General features: G+C 58.2%; 21 protein-coding genes. 7 read left to right on the top strand and 14 right to left on the bottom strand.

The annotated features are described in order from the left end of the window. The first annotated feature begins 10 nt into the window (after nucleotides 1–10). Nucleotides 11–1,507 (top strand): phosphomannomutase/phosphoglucomutase, encoded by a 1,497-nt coding sequence (locus ACR0M9_RS12485; RefSeq protein WP_480773751.1) that lies wholly within the window; start codon nucleotides 11–13, stop codon nucleotides 1,505–1,507. A 47-nt stretch (nucleotides 1,508–1,554) separates the two neighbouring features. Here ACR0M9_RS12485 and ACR0M9_RS12490 read toward each other — a convergent pair whose 3' ends face one another. After that, on the bottom strand, nucleotides 1,555–3,510 hold the full coding sequence (locus tag ACR0M9_RS12490) for an AsmA family protein (RefSeq protein ID WP_480773752.1): 1,956 nt from the start codon (nucleotides 3,508–3,510) through the stop codon (nucleotides 1,555–1,557). Nucleotides 3,511–3,605: 95 nt separating this feature from the next. Here ACR0M9_RS12490 and rimO point away from each other — a divergent pair, with 95 nt between their 5' ends. Beyond that, nucleotides 3,606–4,994, top strand: coding sequence for a 30S ribosomal protein S12 methylthiotransferase RimO (gene rimO, locus ACR0M9_RS12495; protein ID WP_480505964.1), 1,389 nt, complete (start codon nucleotides 3,606–3,608; stop codon nucleotides 4,992–4,994). A 137-nt stretch (nucleotides 4,995–5,131) separates the two neighbouring features. Here the strand turns inward: rimO and ACR0M9_RS12500 are convergent, their stop codons facing one another. Beyond that, complete coding sequence (locus ACR0M9_RS12500; protein ID WP_209504738.1) at nucleotides 5,132–5,320, bottom strand: hypothetical protein; 189 nt, start codon at nucleotides 5,318–5,320, stop codon at nucleotides 5,132–5,134. 226 nt (nucleotides 5,321–5,546) lie between these two features. On the opposite strand from ACR0M9_RS12500, the gene ACR0M9_RS12505 reads away from it, so the two are divergent. Next, nucleotides 5,547–5,789: a CDGSH iron-sulfur domain-containing protein gene (locus ACR0M9_RS12505; protein WP_480773753.1), complete on the top strand. Its 243-nt coding sequence runs from the start codon at nucleotides 5,547–5,549 to the stop codon at nucleotides 5,787–5,789. Here the strand turns inward: ACR0M9_RS12505 and ACR0M9_RS12510 are convergent, their stop codons facing one another. The 5 genes from ACR0M9_RS12510 to ACR0M9_RS12530 form a co-directional block, all read right to left on the bottom strand. After that, complete coding sequence (locus tag ACR0M9_RS12510) at nucleotides 5,790–6,050, bottom strand: DUF6455 family protein (RefSeq protein WP_480487616.1); 261 nt, start codon at nucleotides 6,048–6,050, stop codon at nucleotides 5,790–5,792. Then, nucleotides 6,050–6,319, bottom strand: a complete 270-nt coding sequence (locus tag ACR0M9_RS12515; protein WP_267366459.1) for a DUF6455 family protein — start codon at nucleotides 6,317–6,319, stop codon at nucleotides 6,050–6,052. The genes ACR0M9_RS12510 and ACR0M9_RS12515 overlap by 1 nt, the downstream gene beginning before the upstream one ends. 14 nt (nucleotides 6,320–6,333) lie before the next feature. Beyond that, the gene (locus ACR0M9_RS12520) at nucleotides 6,334–6,585 is read right to left on the bottom strand and encodes a DUF6455 family protein (RefSeq protein WP_267366457.1); all 252 of its coding nucleotides are present in this window, start codon (nucleotides 6,583–6,585) and stop codon (nucleotides 6,334–6,336) included. Nucleotides 6,586–6,653: 68 nt separating this feature from the next. Further along, complete coding sequence (locus ACR0M9_RS12525) at nucleotides 6,654–7,022, bottom strand: YigZ family protein (protein ID WP_480773754.1); 369 nt, start codon at nucleotides 7,020–7,022, stop codon at nucleotides 6,654–6,656. After that, nucleotides 7,019–7,726: a M48 family metallopeptidase gene (locus ACR0M9_RS12530; RefSeq protein ID WP_480773755.1), complete on the bottom strand. Its 708-nt coding sequence runs from the start codon at nucleotides 7,724–7,726 to the stop codon at nucleotides 7,019–7,021. The genes ACR0M9_RS12525 and ACR0M9_RS12530 overlap by 4 nt, the downstream gene beginning before the upstream one ends. A 121-nt stretch (nucleotides 7,727–7,847) precedes the next feature. Here ACR0M9_RS12530 and ACR0M9_RS12535 point away from each other — a divergent pair, with 121 nt between their 5' ends. Continuing rightward, a complete protein-coding gene (locus ACR0M9_RS12535) occupies nucleotides 7,848–8,087 on the top strand; it encodes a hypothetical protein (RefSeq protein ID WP_267364243.1) in 240 nt (79 codons plus the stop codon). On the opposite strand, the gene ACR0M9_RS12540 is transcribed toward ACR0M9_RS12535, so the two are convergent. Next, complete coding sequence (locus tag ACR0M9_RS12540; protein WP_267364245.1) at nucleotides 8,084–8,359, bottom strand: DUF167 domain-containing protein; 276 nt, start codon at nucleotides 8,357–8,359, stop codon at nucleotides 8,084–8,086. The two genes, ACR0M9_RS12535 and ACR0M9_RS12540, sit on opposite strands and share 4 nt — an antisense overlap. A 134-nt stretch (nucleotides 8,360–8,493) precedes the next feature. Here ACR0M9_RS12540 and ACR0M9_RS12545 point away from each other — a divergent pair, with 134 nt between their 5' ends. Further along, entirely contained in the window at nucleotides 8,494–9,072 is a 579-nt protein-coding gene (locus tag ACR0M9_RS12545) for a nitroreductase family protein (RefSeq protein WP_480773756.1), read from the top strand. Next, entirely contained in the window at nucleotides 9,057–9,767 is a 711-nt protein-coding gene (locus ACR0M9_RS12550; protein ID WP_480773757.1) for an EI24 domain-containing protein, read from the top strand. The genes ACR0M9_RS12545 and ACR0M9_RS12550 overlap by 16 nt, the downstream gene beginning before the upstream one ends. A 6-nt stretch (nucleotides 9,768–9,773) precedes the next feature. Here the strand turns inward: ACR0M9_RS12550 and ACR0M9_RS12555 are convergent, their stop codons facing one another. Continuing rightward, complete coding sequence (locus tag ACR0M9_RS12555) at nucleotides 9,774–10,046, bottom strand: DUF1467 family protein (protein ID WP_267364249.1); 273 nt, start codon at nucleotides 10,044–10,046, stop codon at nucleotides 9,774–9,776. A 24-nt stretch (nucleotides 10,047–10,070) separates the two neighbouring features. Continuing rightward, the gene (gene mce / locus ACR0M9_RS12560) at nucleotides 10,071–10,475 is read right to left on the bottom strand and encodes a methylmalonyl-CoA epimerase (protein WP_267364251.1); all 405 of its coding nucleotides are present in this window, start codon (nucleotides 10,473–10,475) and stop codon (nucleotides 10,071–10,073) included. 136 nt (nucleotides 10,476–10,611) lie between these two features. Here mce and ACR0M9_RS12565 point away from each other — a divergent pair, with 136 nt between their 5' ends. Continuing rightward, nucleotides 10,612–11,331: a response regulator gene (locus tag ACR0M9_RS12565; protein WP_480505952.1), complete on the top strand. Its 720-nt coding sequence runs from the start codon at nucleotides 10,612–10,614 to the stop codon at nucleotides 11,329–11,331. 180 nt (nucleotides 11,332–11,511) lie between these two features. Here ACR0M9_RS12565 and aspS read toward each other — a convergent pair whose 3' ends face one another. The 4 genes from aspS to ACR0M9_RS12585 all read right to left on the bottom strand — a co-directional run bounded on the left by aspS (nucleotide 11,512) and on the right by ACR0M9_RS12585 (nucleotide 15,764). Then, nucleotides 11,512–13,287 carry an aspartate--tRNA ligase gene (gene aspS, locus ACR0M9_RS12570; RefSeq protein WP_480773758.1) on the bottom strand — a complete coding sequence of 592 codons (1,776 nt, stop codon included), beginning with the start codon at nucleotides 13,285–13,287 and terminating at the stop codon, nucleotides 11,512–11,514. A 79-nt stretch (nucleotides 13,288–13,366) separates the two neighbouring features. After that, nucleotides 13,367–14,038: a CPBP family intramembrane glutamic endopeptidase gene (locus ACR0M9_RS12575; RefSeq protein WP_480539300.1), complete on the bottom strand. Its 672-nt coding sequence runs from the start codon at nucleotides 14,036–14,038 to the stop codon at nucleotides 13,367–13,369. Next, a complete protein-coding gene (locus tag ACR0M9_RS12580; RefSeq protein ID WP_480539302.1) occupies nucleotides 14,035–14,682 on the bottom strand; it encodes an aminotransferase class IV family protein in 648 nt (215 codons plus the stop codon). Before ACR0M9_RS12580 ends, ACR0M9_RS12575 begins: the two co-directional genes overlap by 4 nt. Beyond that, a complete protein-coding gene (locus tag ACR0M9_RS12585) occupies nucleotides 14,637–15,764 on the bottom strand; it encodes an aminodeoxychorismate synthase component I (RefSeq protein ID WP_480482220.1) in 1,128 nt (375 codons plus the stop codon). Before ACR0M9_RS12585 ends, ACR0M9_RS12580 begins: the two co-directional genes overlap by 46 nt. Nucleotides 15,765–15,833 lie beyond the last annotated feature (69 nt).

The following is a 15,833-nucleotide window of genomic DNA, read 5'->3' on the forward strand; positions in this document are numbered from 1 at the left end:
GAGACTTGTTATGACCAAACCAATTCCCGAGGTAACACCAAATACCTGGAGCTTTCTGCGTGACGCGATGATCAAACCCACCGGGTTTCGCGAATATGACGCCCGCTGGAAATATCCGGAAGAGATCAACCTGCCGGGCATGACGGCGCTGGGCCTTGGGCTGGGTACCCAAATGCGCAGGCGCGGGATCGAACCCGTGATCGCCGTAGGAAACGATTATCGTGACTATTCACTGGCGATCAAAAACGCCCTGATCCTGGGATTGATGCAGGCCGGTATCCGCGTGAAAGACATTGGCCCTGCGCTTAGCCCAATGGCCTATTTCGCGCAGTTTCATCTGGATGTACCGGCCGTGGCGATGGTTACGGCCAGCCACAATCCAAACGGCTGGACTGGGGTCAAAATGGGCTTTGACCGCCCTTTGACACACGGCCCCGACGAGATGTCTGAATTGCGCGACATCGTTCTGAACGGCGAAGGTCAGGCGCATGAGGGTGGATCTTGGGAATTCGTCGAGGGCGTGAAGGAAGCGTATATCGACGACCTCGTCGGTGATTTCAAAGTGTCCCGCCCGCTAAAGGTTGTCTGCGCAACCGGAAACGGCACCGCTTCGGCCTTTGCGCCCGAAATCTTCGAACGGATGGGGGTTGAGGTCGTCCCCAGCCATAACCGGTTGGATTACACCTTCCCAAACTACAACCCGAACCCCGAAGCGATGGAAATGCTGCATGACATGGCGGCAACGGTAAAATCCAGCGGTGCCGATCTGGCACTTGGGTTTGATGGTGACGGTGATCGCTGCGGCGTCGTCGATGATGAAGGCGAAGAGATCTTTGCCGACAAGGTGGGTGTGATCATGGCCCGCGATCTGGCCAAGCTGCACCCCGGATCGACCTTTGTCGCTGATGTGAAATCCACCGGCCTGTTTGCCAGCGATCCCGAGTTGCAGGCCCTTGGCGTCAAGGCAGATTACTGGAAAACCGGCCACAGCCACATGAAACGGCGCGTCAAAGAAATCGGTGCGCTGGCTGGGTTTGAAAAGTCGGGCCATTACTTTCTGGCCGAGCCGGTCGGGCGCGGTTATGACTGCGGAATGCGCGTCGCGGTCGAGATCTGTAAACTGATGGACCGCAACCCGGATCAAAGCATGTCCGACCTGCGCAAAGCTCTGCCCAAGACCTGGTCGACGCCCACCATGTCACCCTATGCAGCAGATACCGAAAAATACGATATCCTGCAGCGACTGGTCGACAAGCTGGTTGCCAAGGGAGATGCGGGCGAAACACTCGCAGGCCGTGCGATCAAAGAGGTCGTTACGGTGAACGGCGCACGTGTCATTCTGGACAATGGCAGCTGGGGGCTGGTGCGGGCTTCATCCAACACACCCAATCTGGTGGTCGTCTGTGAAAGCAGCGAAAGCGAGGCTGAGATGCGGGCGATCTTTGCCGATATCGATGCGGTGATCCGAACCGAACCCGGTGTTGGCGATTACGACCAGACCATCTGAGGAAAACTGCTTGGGGCATATCTGATCGCCCCAAGCGCAACACTTGCTCAGTTTCCGCCAAACAGTTTGAGCAGCCCTTTCTTCGCCTCTTCTTCAAGCTTGTTCTTAAGCGCATCTTCGATCTGATCGCTGTCCGTGATGGTGGTATCCAGCTCGTTTCCAACCTTCTCGAAAACTTTCTGTTTCGCGTCGTTTTCCAGCTCTTTGACCTTCACATCTGCCGCCGCTTCGATGACCTTGGTCAGATCCGGCTTGATTGACGGGTTGCTCCACGGGCCAACGATACGCACAGGCACCGATATGCCCTGCCCCGAATTGGCCCGCAAAGCTACGGGCGTGAACAGATAATCGATATTGCGCGCACCCAGACCCACGACCCCCTGACCATCGGCGCGGAAATTCTTAAGCGACATAAGCAGATCGTTATTCGTCATTACACCCTGATCGATGGTGAAGTTGGCCGACAGGCTGTTGAACACCGTTGTTCCGCCCGATCCGGTCCCCTGCCCCATAAGTCGATCCAGATCGAAACCGGATATTACCCCCGTCCCGACATCCAGATTTCCCTTACCGCTGAGAGACCGCATGATCTGATCCTCAGACCGACCGACACCCAGAAACTCAACGGTTCCTGCCGCGGTTCCCGACAGGCGTTCGACACCGGCCAGTGTCGACAACGCCTGTTTCAGATCAATCTCACTTGCCGTCACCTTGCCACCCACGGACAGGCCATTGCGATTGTTGGCAACCACGTGCCCATTCAACTGACCCGAAAACAACGTCGCCGGATGCATGGCAAGAACCGCCCGCGCGCGGTCCAGTGTCAGCGTCAGGTCACTTTTCCCAAAGGTCATGCCGGGAACCGCGATTGAGTTGGCCGTCAGGCGAATATTGCCATTCGCCAAAGCCAATGCGGATGCGTCGATTGGGTCTTTTGACCAGCCTTCCTGAACTGGTGACGCAGGTTGAGACGCGCCACCCGACCCGGCGCCGGTTTCGGATATCTTTGACAGGTCAAGATCGCCCGCATCCAACCGTGCGACGATCTGAGGGGGATCGGAAATGGTGATATCCGCCTCTCCGACGAACCGGTTGCCATCCAACTGCGCTGTCATGTTCCGCAGGGAAATCCGACCGTCCCGCGTATAGGTCATTTGCGCAGAGATATCGGCAACGTTACCCAATCCCCACGGCACAGCCACACCCGCCTGACCGAAGGCCGCCAGCATCTTTTCCGTATCTCGGGTGGTGATCTTTGTGGTCCCGTCCATCTCTCCGGCCAGATTGACGTGGCCGTCAAAGCCTATCTCACCACCCGGTGCAGTCAGGGCCAGTTCAAGCGCGGTTACGGACCCTGCGGCAAAAGCTGGCAAGTCCGGGATCTTCAAATCAACCTGAACAGCACCTCCGGGTACAGGCATTGATGCTTCCATTACCATCGGCGCAGTGACCTGAGGCCAACTGGCCGACAAGGTGACATCAGGAAAATCCATCTGCGTGGCACCGTCTTCCACATAGATAAGTCGCGCATTATTTAGCTGCAACTCTTCCAAAGTTACGGTCGACGATGCGCCTGCCGGAACCGTCCCCGCAGACGGTGTGGCAGTCGCGGTGGTCACAGGCGCGCTCAGCTCCCAGTTTCCGCGCCCTTGCGAACGTTCCAGCCGCAGCACCGGGTTTTCCGCGAAAACGCGTTTGATCCGCAGATCCCCATTCAAAAGCGCAGCAGCATCCACGCCCACGGCAAGGCTATCAGCGCTCAACATCGGCTCTGGCCCGGCCCAGCTGGCGTTCCCAAAACGCACAGGCCCGGTTTCCATCCCAAGTACCGGCCAGAACGACAGGCGCACATCGCCGCTCAATGTCAGTTCGCGCCCTGTCTGGGCTTTGACCTGCTCAGCCAGAATCGCGCCAAGCTTGTCGCCGGGCATCAGCAATAGCGCGCCAATGACCAGCCCAACCACCGCCACAACAATAAACAGGATGCGTATCAGCCATTTCATGATCTGCTCTCCGCCTTTTGGCTTGTCTTTGCCGCGATCATTCAAATCGCACGTCACATTTGCAAGGGGAAGCTTTCCCCACTATATGCCGCGCCATGACGACGAACCCGCCAAACCTCCGCCCTGACCTGGCTCCGGCCGCCCGGATCACCGAGACACCCCGTTCAAACCAGCCGACGATCGGTATGGTGTCGCTGGGCTGTCCAAAAGCTTTGGTCGACAGCGAACGCATTCTGACCCGGCTTCGTGCTGAAGGATACGGCATTTCGCCCGATTATGCCGGGGCCGATGCCGTCATTGTGAACACCTGCGGGTTCCTCGACAGCGCCAAGGCGGAATCGCTGGACGCAATCGGAGAGGCACTGGTTGAAAACGGCAAGGTCATCGTCACCGGCTGTTTGGGGGCCGAACCGGATTACATCCGCGAACACCACCCCCGCATCATGGCGGTCACCGGTCCGCATCAGTACGAACAGGTACTGGATGCGGTTCACGCCGCCGTTCCCCCTGACCCTGACCCGTTCGTCGATCTGCTGCCCGCCAGCAGTGTTCGACTGACCCCCCGCCACTACAGTTATCTGAAAATCTCCGAGGGCTGTAACCACAAATGCAAGTTCTGCATCATCCCCGATATGCGGGGAAAACTGGCCAGCCGTCCGGCCCATGCGGTTCTGCGTGAGGCGGAAAAGCTGGTCGAAAATGGCGTGCGTGAACTGTTGGTGATTTCGCAGGATACTTCGGCCTATGGGCTGGACCGGAAATACGATGTGAACCCGTGGAAAGACCGCGAGGCGCGCAGCCACATCACCGATCTGGCCCGAGAACTGGGTCAGTTGGATGCCTGGGTACGGCTGCACTATGTCTATCCCTATCCACATGTGCGCGAGTTGATCCCGCTGATGGCGGACGCCGGGTCCAACATACTGCCCTATCTGGATATCCCGTTCCAGCACGCCCACCCGGATGTTCTGAAACGGATGGCCCGCCCCGCCGCAGCGGCCAAAACTCTGGACGAAATTCAGGCCTGGCGCGCAATCTGTCCCGATATCACCCTGCGTTCGACCTTTATCGTCGGTTACCCGGGTGAGACCGAGGCCGAATTCCAAACCCTGCTGGACTGGATGGACGAGGCGCAACTGGATCGTGTCGGCTGTTTTCAATACGAAAACGTGGATGGTGCGCGCTCAAACGACCTGCCTGATCATGTCCCGGCCGAAATCAAACAAGAGCGGTGGGATCGCTTCATGGAAAAGGCTCAGGCCATTTCAGAAGCCAAGTTGCAAGCTAAAGTCGGACAAACGCTTCAAGTAATCGTCGATGAAGTGGATGACGAAGCCGCCACCTGCCGCACCAAATCGGACGCGCCCGAGATCGACGGCAACCTGTTCATTGACGAGGGCTTCGAAAGCCTCAAACCCGGCGATATCGTCACGGTCGAAGTGGACGAGGCGGGGGAATACGATCTGTGGGGGAAACCCGTTTGACGCCAGTAACCTGCCCATAATGCCCTCGGGTGAATAGTTACCCCTTACAGCGCAGGTAGAAATAAACCGCCATGAATGGCGGCGATAAATCCTGAAAATGGTGCAGGCGGTCCGCAATCAGACCGCCTGCGATAAGCTTACTGAGAAACCGGGTTGCAGACAGTCTGACCTGCTTCGGTTGTTGCCAGTTCATAGCCTGCCGAGCAGCTGGCCGAGCCATACTTGTCGTAGTCGGGTTGTACGTAAACAGGGGTCGGTTCTTCCTGCTGCGCACAAGCGGTCAGGACCAGAGCAAATGCGCCAACGGCTGCAAGTTTCAGTTTCATGTCCGTCAATCCTCTATTACTTTTCTGATATTGCCCAGCTTTTCGGGCCGTTTCCAGAGTACGGGCTGAACGGCAATCTGGCAACTGAAACGGTCACTTCCTCGTGAGGAAGAGCGATTCCATGCCAGTTCGAAGCCCAAATGATGATCCTTGCGGCATTACAGCTACCTTTTTGTCTGCATCGTCCTAAACTGTGCGACGTTTCAGCCAAAGACGGAGAAGCCACATGTCAGACACACCCGTTATTGCCCAGAAAACCCCTTTTTCAGTCGAGGTTGTCGAAGGGAAAACCTATTTCTGGTGCGCGTGTGGAAAATCGAACCGCCAACCCTTTTGCGATGGCTCACATAAAGGCAGTGGGTTCGAACCGGTGAAATACACGGCCGAGACCAGCAAAAAGGTCTTCTTTTGCGGGTGCAAACACAGTGCAAACGCGCCGCTATGCGATGGAACGCACAAAGACCTTTGATCAACCTTTTAATCGGTTCAGTGTCTCTGAATTTGCACAGAAATCCGGGGCCGTATCCGCTGGATGCTGCCGCTGAGCCAGCCAGCTGGTGCATTGCGCATCACAGCCCGATGCGCGACAACGCGTGACCAGTTTGGCGTATTCTTCGGGCGACAGCCGCCCTTCGGCCATTGCTTCGCTCAGTGAAATTCCCATGCTTCGCGAGACAGAGCGCGTCAACCAAAAGTGCTTTTCGACCTCACCCAGAATATCCCGAGGCATCACGCGTCCTCCGCTTGCAAAGCTTTGATGGCCTTGAAACGCTCACGGTTCGGGCATGTGCATGGGGCATGATCAATCTGTTCGCGCCGTTCCAGCCACTCTGGGCAGGTTCTGGCCCAGGCACAGCCTCGGCATTGCTGCACGATCTCGGCCCAATCCTCATGTTTCAGGTGACCGTCCCGATAGGCTGCGGCCAGGTCGGTTCCTGTGACCTCGCCCATCCGCAGTACCAAGCGCAGGTGGGCCATGATTTCACCGAGACGTGGCATGGCGAACCTGACAGTTAAGGCATCAATTTGTGCAGTAACTCCTGGTTACGGCAATATTCAGGTGTCCGCCCAGCGGTCGCCATTTTCTTAAGCAGATCCTGACAATGATCCGGGTTCGGACAATCGGTACATCGCAGAACTGCGTCAGAAATCTGGTCGACAGATAGCTTGCCGCCAATGGCTGCTTCCTCAAGATCGATGTCCAGCATTCTGGCCATATCGTCCACCAATCCGGCATGAAGCCGCAAGGACTCTCGGGTGGGCATGCTATATCCTTTCCCTTTCGCGCTTTACGAAATCCTAGCGCATCCGGAAGGTCAGACTTTGATACAGGTCAAGATTGGACGCCGATGTGGTCCAGATAGGCCCGGGTTGCATCCTGAACGCGGCGAAAGCGGTCCCCGCCCAGCTTTTTGCCTCCGTACCAGCGGGTGACGATGATCACGTGATTGTCCAGCCCTGCACGCTCGATCATCCGCAGGATTACCATACCGGCGCCGCTCTCCCCATCATCGGCCTTCAGCGCGCCGGTCGGCAAAGAGGCGGCCCAGGTGTTATGTGTGGCCTTGGCATAGGATTTATCGGACTTCAGTTGGTCCAAAACCGCGTCGACGTCCGCGCGTGACGCCACAGGCGCGCCAGATACCGCATATTTCGACCCGCGATCCGTCAAAATCACGCCAAGGCGCACAAGATCGGTCATTGCGTCAGTCCCAGTTGTGTCGCGGTTTCAAGCACGATGTGAACGCGCTGCGCGTTTGGCGGGTGGGTGCCCAGAAACCTGTCACCCGGATCCGGAATGCGATCAAAGAACTTTGCCCCGATCAGCGGGTTGTAGCCCGCATTATGTGTAATGATCGTGCCCATCTGGTCAGCCTCAAGCTCAAAATCCTTCACATAAGCCTGAACACCAACCTGCGCCCCAACTTTCTGGGCCTCTTCTATGTCGGCGGCGTCGCCCCCGCGCAGCTTTTCCGCCTTTCCGAACTCAGTTGCGCTTGCGCTGGCATTTTCGCTTTGCCGTGCGATGTGGCCCAGCACGTGATGGGCCGCCTCGTGCCCCATGACAAAAGCCAGTTCATCTGCATTTTGTGTGGAACGGATCATCGCAAGTGTAAAGATTATGGTGGGTTGCTTCTGGTCGTCCAATGTCTGAAACGCATTGGCCGGCGCACGTGGGTTCAGATCAACGAGAACCCGGAAATCGCATTTCTGAGGCCTTGATTGTTTCAAACACTGGCTGCGAGCCTCGGCCCCAATGTTCTGGCTGACTTCGCGAAAGGTCTGGGCCATGGTTTCGGACTCCGGCCCTTCACCCAGCCAATCCGCGGCGGGTTGCACGCGCAATGCACCTTCCGCACAGGCCGCAAGCAGCAGGGGAAGCACCAAAACAAAGCGTCTGCGCATGTTACATCCTTCGGCTCGGTCTGACCGTGATTTCAACATAGTACGTGCTGTTCAGAGTAACCACACAATGCTTTGAAACGAACGTCTTGCATTGCGCGTCGACGGCTTGCACTCTGTCCTTATGTTTTCGATTGAGCATGAATTCGACTCGACGGTCATAACGCTTGTGGACGAAGGTGAAAAACCTTTGCAAGAGGATGTTGTGATCAACAATTTCGCCGAATGCGTCACGCTGGAACAGTTTGATCCGCGAACCGACCAAGTGCAAAAGATCACCTTGTCGCCCGAACAGGTCCGCGATCTGGCCGCAGCGCTGGACCTGCCCGAGGGTGTTTACCAGATCCGTGAAACGGGGCCTTAGGGCACATAGACAAACACCTTGTTGCGCGCGGTTTGCCCCTGCTTGAGTGTCAGTGTCGAAGGGGCAACGCCAAGACATTTCGCAAGGATCACCTGAACCGCATGGTTGGCTTTGCCGCTGTCAGGCGGTGCCGTGACAAATACCCTGATCTGCCCGTCTTTCACGACCACCCGGTCGCGCGCGGCCTTGGGTGTAACTTTCAGATGAAACGTTGCCCCGGCGTGCGCCTGCGCGCTGAGATCCGGCAGATCTCGTAGTTTGGATTTCGCCATTGTCGCCCCTTCCCTCAATAGTCTTGCATGATGGGCGGTGGAATGAAATTGATCCACGCGATCCGTCGCCGCGCCCTTGAAACCCTCGGCATGCCGACCAAGATACAGAGACGTGATGTAAAGGAAGTTAACATATGTCCATGAAAAACCCCGCTGCTCTGGAGTTTTTGCAGTCGCGCCGGTCCCGACCCGCCAAGACACTGGTTGCCCCGGCTCCGACACGGGACGAATTGCGCCCCCTGCTGACCGCAGCCGCACGCAGCCCCGATCACGGAAAACTGGAACCCTGGCGATTTATCGTTCTGGAACAGGGGGCCATGGCACGGTTGGCAACCTTGACCGAGGCCTGCGGGCAACGGCTGAACAAAAGTCCGGAAGATATTTCAAAAGCGCGCAGCCAGTTCGACATGGGGCATCTGGCCGTAGCCGTGATCGAAGTACAAAAACCGTCCGAGAAAATACCCGCGATCGAACAAACCTATTCTGCGGGCGCGGTCTGTCTGGCCCTGCTGAATGTCGCGCTGGCCGCAGGCTGGGGCGCAAACTGGCTATCGGGTTGGCAAACCCATGACCACGACTTCTGCGTCGACGCCTTTGGGCTTGCCGACAACGAACGTGTCGCCGGGCTGATACATATCGCCACCGAGGGAACAGCGCCACCCGAACGCCCGCGGCCCGATGTGGCAGCCTTGACGGAATGGATCGCAGAATGATCATCCTGAACGCCTTTTTCAGCGCGCTCGGCCAGATCGGAGACCCCAAATTCCGCGCCGTTCTGCTGCGCGGTGTAGGTTTGACCATCCTGTTGCTGGGTCTCGCCTGTGCGGGTGCGATCAGGTTGATCAACTTGTTGTCAGGCAGTGAAATCTCGCTGCCATTTGTCGGAGCTGTCCCGTGGCTGAACGACGTTCTGAACTATTCAGGTATCGTTCTCGTCCTGATCCTGCCTGTTTTCCTGATGGTGCCGGTGGCGTCAGCCATCACATCGATCTTTCTGGACGAAGTGGCACAGGCCGTCGAGGACAAGCACTTTCCAGCCTTACCACCTGCACGACGCATCCCGGTGTCAGAAGCCCTGTTGGACGGCCTCAGCTTTCTTGGCGTGCTGATTGTCGCAAACCTGCTGGCGCTGATCCTCTATGCGATCTTCACCCCGTTTGCGCCCTTCATCTTCTGGGCCATGAACGGGTTCCTGTTGGGGCGGGAATACTTCACGCTGGCTGCAATGCGCCGGATCGGACGGGATGGCGCACGCCAATTGCGAGCCAGGCATTCGACCACGATCTGGGTCGCTGGAACCCTGATGGCCATTCCGCTGTCGATACCGCTGTTGAATCTGGTGATCCCGATCCTTGGCGCGGCGACATTCACCCATATTTTTCATGCTGTGTCAGGCCAAAAGGTCTGACACAGATTAGCGCGGCTCCAGTTGGTTCAGCCAGTCGAAGTCCCGCACTGAAATCACACCGGAAATGATGATGCCGGCAATGATAGCCCACAAAACCACAGCAATGGCGGTGGTGATCCACATCTTTGCCTTCAGATGATGGACTTCCGGCGCACCCGCATGGGTGCCCGGAACGATATCGTTCAGGTCACCCTGAGTTTTGATGCGAATGGGCAAAACCACTAGCAACGTCATGAACCAGATGACGGCAAACAGCACCAATGCAGCAGTAATGGTCACTTCAGCCCCTCCGGATTTTGCGGATCATACCTGTTCCAGCTCGACAAGGCAGCCGTTGAAGTCCTTGGGATGCAGGAACAGCACCGGCTTGCCATGCGCGCCGATCTTGGGCTCCCCCGACCCCAGAACACGGGCACCGGTCGCTTTCAAATGATCACGGGCGGCGATGATGTCTTCGACCTCATAGCATACGTGATGAATACCGCCTGCCGGGTTCTTTTCCAGAAACCCGTTGATAGGGCTGTCGTCGCCCAGCGGGTACAAAAGTTCGATCTTGGTGTTGGGCAGTTCGATGAACACAACCGTGACGCCATGATCCGGTTCGTCCTGCGGCGCGCCAACCTTAGCGCCCAGCGCATTGCGGTACTGTTCGGATGCCGTCTCAAGGTCGGGTACGGCGATGGCAACGTGGTTCAGACGTCCAATCATGTCTCACTCCTGATGTCCTGCGTTGCGTGGGTTATGGGGGCTGCTCTGCGAAAGAACAAGTGCGCCAAATCGCGCGTTAACGTCGTGTTAGCCAGAAGTTCCTAGCGTGAAGCATCTGCTGGATAGGAGAGCTGCCATGGACGATTCGGGCCTCATTGCCACCACCGCCGCCACGCCCACCGCAACGCGGCCCTTGCTGGGACAGACAATTCTGGTTGTTGAAGACAGCCGATATGCCTGCGATGCGATCCGCCTGATGTGCCTGCATAGCGGTGCACGTATCCGACGCGCTGACTGCCTGAAATCGGCACGGCGACACCTGCAGATCTATCGCCCGTCGGTCATTCTGGTCGATATGGGCCTGCCTGACGGATCCGGAGCTGACCTGATCGCCGAACTGGCCGACGCTTCACCACGGATCAGCGTAATCATGGGCCTGTCGGGCGATGACGCCACCGAAGGTCTGGCCCACGCAGCCGGGGCGGATGGTTTCCTGTCCAAGCCGATAAAATCATTGTCTTATTTTCAGAAGTCCATTCTGGAGCGCCTACCCGAAGATCGACGCCCAAGCGGGCTCCACTCGGTTCGAGATGAAGTCATCCGACCCGACCCGATGGCTTATCAGGACGACATGGCGCATATCGCCGATGTCCTTACCGGGCCCAACGATCATCGCACATGGGATTACGCCGCCCAGTTCCTGCAAGGGGTCGCACGGGAAGCCGATGACAGGCCCTTGGCAGAAGCCGCCCGAAAGCTGGCGCTGTCACGGGCGAACGGAGCACCGATCACCGCGCAGGCAGCGCAGGTCGCCGGCATGGTGCAGAACCGCCTGGAACAAAGAAAGGCGATTTGACGTGATTGCAGCCTACTTCATCACCGCGACGCTTCTGTGCATCTGGGCCTATCGCCAAACACGGCAGACTGCGCGCTCTATTCGTGTCAACCGGGGCGATCTGAACAACCCGCTGGACTGACCCGCGAATACGCACCGGCACCAAAATGAACCCGCCCGCTTGATGCGGGCGGCTGGTGTTTAGTCCTGCGGGATGAGGCGCAAGCCCAGTTCCATCAGCTGATCTGATGTCGGGTCCGACGGCGCATGCATCATCAGGTCTTCGGCCCGCTGGTTCATCGGGAACATCATGACCTCGCGGATATTGGCCTCATCCGCCAGCAACATCACGATCCGGTCGATCCCAGCAGCGCATCCACCGTGTGGCGGCGCACCGTAGTGGAAGGCATTGAACAGGGCCCCAAAGCGGGATTTCACTTCGTCCTCGCCATAGCCCGCCAGTTCAAAGGCTTTCAACATGATCTCCGGCTTGTGGTTCCGGATCGCGCCCGAGACCAGCTCATATCCATTGCACGCCAGATCATACTGGTATCCACGTACGTCCAGCGGATTGCCCTGCAGCGCTTCCATGCCGCCTTGCGGCATCGAAAACGGGTTGTGCTCAAAGTCGATCGCGCCGGTTTCTTCGTCTTGCTCATAGATCGGGAAATCAACGATCCAGGCAAAGGCAAAGCGGTCTTTCTCGGTCAGACCAAGCTCTTCCCCGATCACGTCGCGCGCCTTGCCTGCAACCTTTTCAAAGGCTTTCGGCTTGCCGCCCAGGAAAAACGCCGCATCGCCGACACCCAGACCCAATTGCTGACGGATAGCCTCGGTCCGCTCGGGGCCGATGTTCTTGGCCAGCGGGCCTGCGGCTTCCATCCCTTCGCCCTGATCGCGCCAGAAGATGTAGCCCATACCGGGCAGACCCTCTTTCTGGGCAAAGGCGTTCATGCGGTCACAGAACTTGCGGCTGCCACCGGTTGGCGCGGGGATAGCGCGAATTTCGGTGCCTTCCTGTTCGAGCAGCTTTGCAAAAATCGCAAAACCAGACCCGCGGAAGTGGTCGGAAACCACCTGCATCTTAATTGGGTTCCGCAGGTCGGGCTTGTCCGTGCCGTACCACAGAGCCGAATCCTTGTAGGAAATCTGCGGCCAGTCCTGATCGACCTTGCGACCGCCACCGAACTCTTCGAACACACCGGTCAGAACGGGCTGGATCGTGTCGAACACGTCCTGCTGCTCGACAAAGGACATCTCGAGGTCAAGCTGGTAGAAATCGGTGGGTGAGCGGTCGGCGCGCGGGTCTTCGTCGCGGAAGCAGGGCGCAATCTGGAAATACTTGTCGAAACCCGACACCATAATCAGCTGCTTGAACTGCTGCGGGGCTTGCGGCAACGCGTAGAACTTACCCGGATGCAGGCGCGACGGCACAAGGAAGTCACGCGCGCCTTCGGGTGAGGACGCGGTGATGATCGGCGTCTGGTACTCGCGGAACCCCTGATCCCACATACGCTTGCGCATGGAGGCCACCACGTCCGAGCGCAAGGTCATGTTGCGCTGCATCGCCTCGCGTCGCAGGTCGAGGTAACGATAGCGCAGGCGGGTTTCCTCGGGGTATTCCTGATCGCCGAACACCATTAGCGGCAATTCCTCGGCGGCCCCCAGAACTTCCAGTTCGCGCACGTAAACCTCGATCTCACCGGTGGGCAGTTTCGGGTTCACCAGTTCGGCGGCACGCGCCTTGACGGTTCCGTCGATGCGGATGCACCATTCGGAACGCACCTTTTCAAGCGCAGCAAAAGCGGCGCTGTCGCCGTCACACAGGATCTGGGTTACGCCGAAATGGTCGCGCAGGTCGATGAACAGGACGCCCCCATGATCTCGGACCCGATGCACCCAACCGGACAGGCGAACGGTTTCACCGACATTAGCGGCGGTCAGTGCGGCGCAGGTGTGGCTGCGATAGGCGTGCATGGATCATATCCCTTCGGGCGCAGAATTCGTCGCGCCGATACACCCTGTCAGGCCCGGAAAGTCAAGGCGGGTCGCCCTGTCAAAACGGCCTTTGCACGTTGCCTGAGTAGAAATAGACACCCAGCCCGACCGCAAAGATGATATTGCCCGCAATCGCGTGCAGCAGCACCGCGTAGAAGAACGAACCGCGCTGCCTGTAGGCCCATGTAAACAGCAGCCCGCCCGCAAATGTCATGAGGGCGACAGTCCAGCTCCAATACATCAGATGCGCGAACGAGAAGATGGCAGCATTCAGCACATAAGCCGCACGCCCCTCTGGCAGGATCGCGTGATAACGCCGGAAGAACAGTGGGCGGAACAACAGTTCCTGAGGCAGTGCAGACAAAACAGGATAACCGATCCAGATAAGCGCCAGCATCTCAGGGCGGTGTATCAGCAGAAGAAATGCGGCGTCGGGGCGTGTCACCTGAATCAGCCCGACGCAAAACACGGACATGAAAGCGGTAAACAGCACAACTTCGCGAAGCGACCAGTTGGCCCAATCATAGCGCAACTCGGCCCATTGAAAGCCCGGTGTCCAATGCAGCAGCATGATCCCCAGCCCGGTCAGGGCAAACAGAGCCGGAAACATCCAGTTCGGTGGAAACAAAACCGCGATGATCAGCGGCAGGACAACATAGAACAGGCCGAACTCGACCCTTAACCGCGGCAATGCAACCGGCGGTCCGACCATCGCGCTGTCTTTGGTCACGTGTCTATCAGCTCCACCCGGATCAGCCCGCGCAATGAATTGCCCATGTAGGCAGTTTGTGCATTTTTCAGGTCGCTCAAGGTCAGCACGGCCTCAGACACCGTTCCTTTATCCAGTAATTCTTCGCGCAATATGCCAGGCAACAGACCGCTGGACAGCGCAGGTGTCAGAATACGACCGTCCTGTTTTTCGACGAAAAGGTTGCTGATGGTGCCCTCACACAGCTCATCAAGCTCATTCAGGAATAACACCTCGTCTATGCCATCCGTCAGCGCGGCGCGAGTATTGTCATAAAGGGCGCGGCGGCTTGTCTTGTGACGCAGCCAAAGATCATTGGAAGCCAGTCGCTGATCAGACAGGGCGATGCGCCAGACCGGAGGGTTGCTGGCCAGAACCCCGGTGGTCAATTCGAATGCACCCGATGCGTCCAGTGTAAGGCGGCACCGCAAGGGGGTGTCGCCCAACGCGCCATCCAGCGCGGCGGTCGCTGAATCCGGGTTGAAGGGAAGGCCAAAGGCCGCAGCGGTTCGGGCCATGCGCGCAAGGTGACGGTCTTTTCGGAGAAAGCCCTGACCTGGCCGAAACGCCAGCGTTTCGATCAGGCGGAAATCAGGCTCAGCTGGCGGGCGAAGCGGGCTTTCCATAGCGCCTCCTCATATTCTGCCGGGGCGGTGCTGTCCCAGACAAGGCCCCCGCCCACGTTCAGGGTGGCCTGATCGTCTTCCAGCATCAGCGTACGGATGGCCACGTTGAACTCGGACCGCCCATCAGGCGCGGCCCAGCCGATGGTGCCACAATAGATGTCGCGCGGCCAGGGTTCCAGCCCGGCCAGAATTTCCATGGCGCGAATTTTGGGGGCGCCCGTGATCGAGCCGCAGGGAAACAACGCCGTCAGTATATCGCTGAGCCCTGCGCATTTGAGCAACTGGGCACGGACAAGTGAAACCATCTGATGCACTGTCGCATAGGTTTCCACCTTGAACAGTTCAGGGACATGAACGGAACCGGGCAATGCGACACGGCTGATATCGTTGCGCAGAAGATCGACGATCATCAGGTTTTCCGCCCGGTTCTTTTCGTCCGTGGTCAGAAACGCCCGGCGCCGCATATCCTCGTCCGGGTCTTCGCTGCGCGGCTGGGTACCCTTCATCGGTCGTGTCTCGATCTTTCCATCCGCGTCTGTGCGGAAGAACAACTCTGGCGAGCGGCTGAGCAAATCCGGTAACCCGACCTGCTGCACCAGCGCGCCATGCCCAACGGGCTGCCCCGCTGCCAGTGCCGCATAAAGGGTTTCACTGCTGCCCGAGACGGTCAGGTCAATCGGAAAGGTCAGGTTCGCCTGATAGATATCACCGGCACCGATAGCACCATGCACCACCTGAAAGGCTTCGCCATAGCGCGCCTCGTCCCAGCGCGGCTGAAACGCGCGCACCACGCCTGCGGGCGTCGGTAAAGAAACCCGATCCGGCGCGCCGTAGACCCCAAAGCACAGCAAGGGCAGCCGACGCGATTCCGGCAAAAGTTTGATCAGCCGGGGTTCAAGCACATATCCCAGTTCATAACTGGCATAGCCAGCCAGCCAGGCCCCGCCCGCGCGCGCCTCATCCAGCGCCGCCAGAGCCTGGGGCACGTCCTCCGCCGTATCCGCGCGGATAATCCGAGTCGGGCGCTGAAACCGGGTTCCGCGACCGGCTGGTCCCTGATCAAAACGAATACGCAACTGCATCCTCTTTTGCCGTGAAGGGCGATATAGAGAATACTCTGGCAGGGGAAAGGGGGGAAAGCGGCAATTTCG

The sequence above is a fragment of the Ruegeria sp. CH2 genome (genome assembly GCF_056537065.1).

Bases quoted from the DNA above. Each gene is read 5' to 3' on its own strand.
- ACR0M9_RS12485 (WP_480773751.1), top strand. From the start codon at position 11: ATGACCAAACCAATTCCCGAGGTAACACCAAATACCTGGAGCTTTCTG.
- ACR0M9_RS12490 (WP_480773752.1), bottom strand. From the start codon at position 3,510: ATGAAATGGCTGATACGCATCCTGTTTATTGTTGTGGCGGTGGTTGGG.
- rimO (WP_480505964.1), top strand. From the start codon at position 3,606: ATGACGACGAACCCGCCAAACCTCCGCCCTGACCTGGCTCCGGCCGCC.
- ACR0M9_RS12500 (WP_209504738.1), bottom strand. From the start codon at position 5,320: ATGAAACTGAAACTTGCAGCCGTTGGCGCATTTGCTCTGGTCCTGACC.
- ACR0M9_RS12505 (WP_480773753.1), top strand. From the start codon at position 5,547: ATGTCAGACACACCCGTTATTGCCCAGAAAACCCCTTTTTCAGTCGAG.
- ACR0M9_RS12510 (WP_480487616.1), bottom strand. From the start codon at position 6,050: ATGCCTCGGGATATTCTGGGTGAGGTCGAAAAGCACTTTTGGTTGACG.
- ACR0M9_RS12515 (WP_267366459.1), bottom strand. From the start codon at position 6,319: ATGCCACGTCTCGGTGAAATCATGGCCCACCTGCGCTTGGTACTGCGG.
- ACR0M9_RS12520 (WP_267366457.1), bottom strand. From the start codon at position 6,585: ATGCCCACCCGAGAGTCCTTGCGGCTTCATGCCGGATTGGTGGACGAT.
- ACR0M9_RS12525 (WP_480773754.1), bottom strand. From the start codon at position 7,022: ATGACCGATCTTGTGCGCCTTGGCGTGATTTTGACGGATCGCGGGTCG.
- ACR0M9_RS12530 (WP_480773755.1), bottom strand. From the start codon at position 7,726: ATGCGCAGACGCTTTGTTTTGGTGCTTCCCCTGCTGCTTGCGGCCTGT.
- ACR0M9_RS12535 (WP_267364243.1), top strand. From the start codon at position 7,848: ATGTTTTCGATTGAGCATGAATTCGACTCGACGGTCATAACGCTTGTG.
- ACR0M9_RS12540 (WP_267364245.1), bottom strand. From the start codon at position 8,359: ATGGCGAAATCCAAACTACGAGATCTGCCGGATCTCAGCGCGCAGGCG.
- ACR0M9_RS12545 (WP_480773756.1), top strand. From the start codon at position 8,494: ATGTCCATGAAAAACCCCGCTGCTCTGGAGTTTTTGCAGTCGCGCCGG.
- ACR0M9_RS12550 (WP_480773757.1), top strand. From the start codon at position 9,057: ATGGATCGCAGAATGATCATCCTGAACGCCTTTTTCAGCGCGCTCGGC.
- mce (WP_267364251.1), bottom strand. From the start codon at position 10,475: ATGATTGGACGTCTGAACCACGTTGCCATCGCCGTACCCGACCTTGAG.
- ACR0M9_RS12565 (WP_480505952.1), top strand. From the start codon at position 10,612: ATGGACGATTCGGGCCTCATTGCCACCACCGCCGCCACGCCCACCGCA.
- aspS (WP_480773758.1), bottom strand. From the start codon at position 13,287: ATGCACGCCTATCGCAGCCACACCTGCGCCGCACTGACCGCCGCTAAT.
- ACR0M9_RS12580 (WP_480539302.1), bottom strand. From the start codon at position 14,682: ATGGAAAGCCCGCTTCGCCCGCCAGCTGAGCCTGATTTCCGCCTGATC.
- ACR0M9_RS12585 (WP_480482220.1), bottom strand. From the start codon at position 15,764: ATGCAGTTGCGTATTCGTTTTGATCAGGGACCAGCCGGTCGCGGAACC.